We start from the raw sequence: 6,195 nt of genomic DNA, 5'->3' as shown, positions 1-6,195 counted from the left end.
TTCTGACTGAAGAATCCCGCGCTCTCCCGTAGGGGAGCGTCGGGAGTATGTCAAGGCTTCTACCCCATTTTGCACAAACACAAAATCAAATTCCTTGGCTCGAATATTTTTCCGGAAGCGCTGTTTGATTAGCCGTTGAAGCTCAATTTCATCATCAACGACTAGGATTTTTGCTATTTGGTTTTTTTGTTCTTCAGGGGTTGCTGATTGAGAAACAATACTATTCATCTAATATCTAAGATATATAACTATATATAACTATCATATAACTATAAATTAAATTGCCCAAATATTGTTACAGTGACATTAATCAAAAAGTACGCGATCGCTTACTTAATATGCACTCCTTATTCTGACTCTATATCAAGCATTTAAAATCAAATCTCATTACTGGATAGATTTTACTTTCAGTGAACTAATTCTGTGATTCTATATGTTAACCTTTTTCTCAGTTTATCTAAAATTATATCCGGTTAAATACTTATAAATAACTGGTAATAGGATACCTAGAACAGGGCGGATAAAAAAGGTAATGCCAATTTGATCGATGTTTGCTACAAATATTTAGACTGTTTATAGCCGTCAATAGTCAGTAGTTAGCTAGATTTAGCTATTACGATCATTTTTTACCCTGAAACAATTCTGTTCGAGCCAATATACATCTGAACTTTAACCATTTTAGTTGACTAAATTATTCGTAATAGACATCTCGAATAATAAAAAATCAAATCAATTATCGCACATAAATAATCAATTCTTTCCCCCTACTCCCTACTCCCTACTCCCTCTTTTCCGGAGAGGTCTAATATTCTTTGTGATAAATGCTATCACAGAGGAGACGAATAAAAAGTTTTTTTAAAGACTAATTTGGCGTAAGCATTCAGATGTCATATCATGTCTGTTTAATTAGTTATCAAAAACTTTCTTCTCTTCTTCCCTGTTCTTCCCTCCTGACTCCTTATTGAAGTATTCAACCGGACATGAGATCAGTTATCAGTCATTGGCTGATAGCAAAATGAAGTCTGAATCAATGATAATAAAAAGCATTATTCAAAGCACATAGTTGACCAAGCCGTTATTTACCCTAGTTATTCGTTCTTTTACTTTCCTAAATTAGGTAGTCTCACAATCACTTCCGTAAACTCACTCAGTTTACTGTCAATATTTATACTACCTTGATGCTGCTTGACAATAATATCGTGGGTGAGTGATAGGCCCAACCCAGTCCCTTCTCCGGGTGGTTTAGTTGTGAAGAACGGGTCCAATATTTTCGACTTGATAGCTGGTTCAATGCCACACCCATTATCACGAATTCGTATTTCCACTTCCTCTGACAGGAGATGGGTAGAGACCCACAGTGTAGGAGTATAGTCAATTCTTCCTAGAGGAGAATTAGCCATAAGTTGATTTTGCTTAGAGCGCATGGCATCAAAGGCATTGTCCGTCAAGTTGAGCAAGGCACGGATGAAACTGCTGGGAATCACTTGAATTAAGTCCAAATTGGCAGCATAGTTAGTGTGAATGGAGGGGTTAAAGTGCTTATTCTGCTCTTGTTTGCTGTGAGAGGCCAGCTTCACAGCTTGGTCCAGCAACTCATGGAGATGGGTAGCCTGCGGGACAGATGGCTCGTAGTCTACATAGGTATGTTGCATCATGGTTTCGATAATCTGTGTAGCCCGAATGGTATTGTGGCAAATAGTTGTAGCGTTTTCCTGCAAGTCATCAATTATAGATTGGATCAATTCTAAAGTTTCTGGGTCTAGGGTCGAAATTACAGGTTCGAGAGTATCCAATAGTTCTTGAGAAAGTTCGATGGAACCTTCAGCATAGTTTTTGACGAAGTTGAGAGGGTTGCGTAATTCGTGAGCGACACCTGCGGTGAGGGTGCCAAGAGAGGCCAATTTTTCCTGGGCAATGATGCGTTGCTGGGCAGCTTTGAGTTCAGCAGTGCGCTCTTCAACTTTTTGTTCCAATGTCTGAGAATAATTACTCAATTCCTGGTTTGCTTGCTCTAATTCCCGATTGAGTTTGGCCAATTCGAGCAATAATTTTTCCCGCTCTGCTTCAATTTGTTTGCGATCACTGATGTCTATTAGTACCCCGTCCCAAACAATTGTCCCATCAGCTTGGCGTTCGGGCCGAGTTCTTCCCTGAATCCATTTGACTTGACCGGATGGTAAAATAAATCGACTTTCCCATTTGCAGGGTTCAAGGGTTTGGCCGGAGAGAGTTATCAATTCTTTGATACTTGCCATATCTTCTGGATGAACCATATTCAAGAGGACTCGGATATCAGTGATAAGTTCCTCTGGGTTGACCTCAAACATTTCGGAGCAGTCAGAACTAATGTAGATCAACTTCCATTCCTCCTGGGGAGTTATCCGAAATTGATAAATTACTCCAGGAACGTTGTCAGCAAGATGTTGATACCGTGCTTCACTGGTCTGCAGATTGGTGTAAAGACGGGCATTTTTCAGGGAGATGGCTGCTTGGGTACAGAGGAAATTGAGAATCAGGAGGCGATCGTCGGTAAAAACGCCACTGGTTAATTGATTTTGCAAATACAGAATCCCAATCAATTCTCGTTGATTCAGCAGTGGCAAACATAGAAGACTCTGAGGGTATTGCTGACTCAGATACTCATCTATGATGGGTAAATCCGTTTTCAGATTGTCAATCATTACCATCTCTTGGGTATTTTTGACATACTGAATTAGCTTGACGGGTAGGTTGGGATAGCCTTCCAAGGGTTGTGTGCTAAGTTCAACGTTTTTTGATGTGGCGATGGCTTCAACCTGCCATTTTCCTTGATCATTGGGTAGGATTAAGGCACAGCGATCTCCCCCAGAGTTTTGCAGAATAATTTGAGTTAGTTGCTTGAGAAGTTCCTCTAGTTGAATGATACCTGACAGACTTTGAGAGGCTTTGATAATTGTAGCAAGGTCAAGAACTACATTAGTGCTGCTACTGGAATAAGAGCTACTTTTTGAAGAAATTAGGAGCGAGAGATTGGCAGCCAGAGCTTCAGCCAGCGTTTCGAGTGGATTCATAGTTATTTTGCCTACTGGAGAAAGAAATATTGCGATTAAATTTGGTCGAATTTGCCCTCAACGTGAGCCTGTAGAACCATCCCGGATTCTATATGCAATTAACCGGATTTGATATAACAGGCAACAAAGATAAAAGTGTACCTCACACTTACTGAGAAACCCTATATTAAAAACTTACATCACGTTAATAAATAATATTTATAAATAGAAAGTTGAAGTCTAGCAAAGTTTATGGTATAAGGAATAACACATTTAATATGGTAACTAGAGTAAAATTAAATTGGGTATCACTTCCCCCAATAAATCTGCCAAATTGGCAACTACTCCCCAATTATTCTGGATAAGATTTAGTTGTATCAAAGCACTCAAACAAAATAAGGTTAAAGTTTAAGTTGTTTAAAGTATCCTAGGAGTTAGACAAATAGACTCAAATATAGATAGGTATAGGTTTTTACGTCAAAAAGGCATAAATCCTTTTCTGGCGAAGCTTTTCATGGGGAATGATGCCCAAACAGCCTTTTTGAGAGCATTAACGTTATTCCCTCGCCCAGACTGACTTTTCCTAGGTTATGCTACCCAAACAGAGATTTTTTTAATCAGAAAATGTTGATAGCGGTTTTTATTAACTTAACAACTTAAAATAGAATACAACTATCAGGTCTTAGAATACAACTATCAGGTCTGTAACTTACAGGGCTTACGCGACGACACTAATTATAGTGGGTGTATCTGGAATAATGACGAATTTATACGCTATATATAGCGGTAATGCGTAAGTCCTGACTTATAAAACTGCAAACATACTTATCTTTATTTCCGTAGTCTACCTTTGTGAAAACCGCTATAAGCACCAACGTAAGATGTCCGGTATAGACTGTTTCTAGTTTTTAATTTATCATTTTGAGAGGTATTTTTGATGAAAGGTTTAAACTTGAGTTACATAAATTTTGATGCAAACTCAAATGTAATTGATCTGGGGATACCGCTATTCAACCCCAAGTCCTCTACCATAAAGACAGGTAAGGGAGCTGATAAGCTAATTGGTACTGACTATGTACATGGTGACTTTGGTGTGGGAGTGCTTCTTGGAGCAGGAGCTCAAAACATCAACTCTGTTATTGCCTCTGCCGAATTTAGTGGCAGCTTTAAGGCTGCTGCAAACGGTATTAATAACAATGGGATTATCAAAACACAAAAAGGACGGGATATATTAAAAGGTACCGCAATATCAAACATATCCGCTGTAGCACAAACAGTATCTCAAGCCATAGCTATTGCTGATACTGCTGATACTAATGTTATTACCGATGCTTTTGCCTCCATAAAACTTAAGTCTACCGCCGATGGTATTGATAACTCTGGTGGCGAAATTTACAACGGTCAGGGTCAGGATGGTATTTCTGGCAATACCTTCGGTTCTGTGGCAGCAGTCGCCACAGCGACAGCAGATGCCTCAGCAATTGTTGAGGCTATTGCCGAAGCCCCTGTTTCAGATGGTGTCACAGCTTTCGCTGGAGCATTTGCTCAAAGTTTAGCTGAGGCAACCATCATTGCCAGAGGTATTAATAATAAAAATGGCATAATGACTACGGCTAGGGGTGGTGATACTATCACTGCTACAGCTACTTCTAGTGCTGCGACCTTGTCACAATCTGCTGCGTTTGCTTTGTCCACTGCCACACCGGGAAATCAAGCTGCGGCTGTTTCTGTTGCCGATGCTTTTGCCCAGGTTGAGGACAAAGCGATCGCTATTGACAATACCAATGGCGAGATTAAGATGGGTAATGGAAAGGATACTCTAACTGCCGAAGCCAGCGGAACCAATTCTTACGGTATTGTTGGTGGCTACATTCAGATGGGCGATGGAAAGGATACTCTAATTGGCGAGGCAAACGGAAGCAATTCTTACGGTATTTTTGAGAGCCACATTCAGATGGGTAATGGAGCTGATACTCTAATTGGCGAGGCAACCGGAAGCAATTCTTACGGTATTTTTGGTGGCCAAATTAATATGGGTGATGGAGCTGATACAGTAGAAGCCTCCAGTTTTGGAGGTGGTGTCAAGGTCAACATGGGTAATGGGAAAGACTTTGTTGAAGGTTTCGGTGAGGCTATAATAAATGGTGGTAACGGTTATGATATACTCAGCCTTGGCTCTTACAAAATAGAGCAATTTGATAATATTAGTTTCGGTGCTAATAACAATAAAGTTGATTTTGAACTAGATGGTATTACTATGAATACCAAAAAGTTTGAAGAATTCAGTTTTGATAATGGAAATACTATCTTAACCCACGACGAATTATACGATCAATTGATGTTAGTCGTGTAGATGTAGCGATCAAATTATGAAGAGGTGATAGAGCTCTCCCTAGGCTCCACCCTTCATTTTTATCAAAATAATTGGGTCTAATATCATGTTCGCTTGAATACTTACACTTTACTTCTTTACCACTACCGGAAGTTTGACCCAAAAACAACTCCCTACACCAATTTTATATAAAATCCGATTGAACAGTCGTCATTGCGACGATAGGAAGCAATCTCAAGGATGCGCGGAGATTGCTTCCTTCCACTCTGTTCCAGTTGCAATGACTTGAGTATAGTAATTATCCGGATTTGATATTACTGGTTACTTCAATTCTGCCTCCATGAACATGAATTAAAGTTTAAGCGATCGCCATGCCTAAACCTGTTCCTTCTCGTCGTTCAATTCTGGCGCGTTAACTCCCTCACAAACGTTCAAATATGTGGGGGGAACTCCTCTGGAGCAATGCCAATTCCTGTATCTTCTACTGTAATAATTGCTGTTTCATTATCGGCGAACAAAGAAACTGTTACTTTTCCTGCTGTTGGCGTGTATTCCAGACCATTGTCAATTAAATTAGAAAATACCGGTTGTAGTTGCTGCCCATCTCCCAAAACCCAGATCTCTGAATCAAGATTTGAATTAAGCTCAATCTCTTTTTGTTCTGCTTCAGTGCGAGCAAATTCGATAGTGTCTTTGAGAATTTCATCTATAGAACCCATTTGGGATCTTTTCAGGAATTGGTTATACTAAGTAGCGATATAGCTGCCGCTAGGCTCCGCCAACGCCAACTAGCATGAGAAAATGCCATATTCAAGCAGTTTAACAGACAAAGAA

General features: G+C 39.8%; 3 protein-coding genes and 1 pseudogene. 1 reads left to right on the top strand and 3 read right to left on the bottom strand.

Annotated features, from left to right (window positions below):
* Both ACP6PM_RS00580 and ACP6PM_RS00575 read right to left on the bottom strand, forming a co-directional pair.
* A pseudogene (locus ACP6PM_RS00580) lies at positions 1-228 on the bottom strand (hypothetical protein); the annotation flags it as partial.
* 872 nt (positions 229-1,100) lie between these two features.
* Entirely contained in the window at positions 1,101-3,050 is a 1,950-nt protein-coding gene (locus ACP6PM_RS00575; protein WP_426580864.1) for a GAF domain-containing sensor histidine kinase, read from the bottom strand.
* Between the two features lie 916 nt (positions 3,051-3,966).
* Here ACP6PM_RS00575 and ACP6PM_RS00570 point away from each other — a divergent pair.
* Positions 3,967-5,382 (top strand): hypothetical protein, encoded by a 1,416-nt coding sequence (locus ACP6PM_RS00570; protein WP_426580862.1) that lies wholly within the window; start codon positions 3,967-3,969, stop codon positions 5,380-5,382.
* A 410-nt stretch (positions 5,383-5,792) separates the two neighbouring features.
* Here the strand turns inward: ACP6PM_RS00570 and ACP6PM_RS00565 are convergent, their stop codons facing one another.
* The gene (locus ACP6PM_RS00565) at positions 5,793-6,080 is read right to left on the bottom strand and encodes an ATP-binding protein (RefSeq protein ID WP_426580860.1); all 288 of its coding nucleotides are present in this window, start codon (positions 6,078-6,080) and stop codon (positions 5,793-5,795) included.
* Between the last annotated feature and the right edge of the window lie 115 nt (positions 6,081-6,195).

The organism is Dapis brunnea BLCC-M229 (assembly GCF_050015995.1).
Lineage (GTDB): Bacteria > Cyanobacteriota > Cyanobacteriia > Cyanobacteriales > Microcoleaceae > Trichodesmium.
Note: the sequence above shows the minus strand (reverse complement) of the source record. Positions and strands in the feature narration are given on the sequence as shown.

Excerpts from the sequence above, each read along its gene's own strand:
- ACP6PM_RS00565 (WP_426580860.1), bottom strand. The coding sequence starts at position 6,080 with ATGGGTTCTATAGATGAAATTCTCAAAGACACTATCGAATTTGCTCGC.
- ACP6PM_RS00570 (WP_426580862.1), top strand. The coding sequence starts at position 3,967 with ATGAAAGGTTTAAACTTGAGTTACATAAATTTTGATGCAAACTCAAAT.
- ACP6PM_RS00575 (WP_426580864.1), bottom strand. The coding sequence starts at position 3,050 with ATGAATCCACTCGAAACGCTGGCTGAAGCTCTGGCTGCCAATCTCTCG.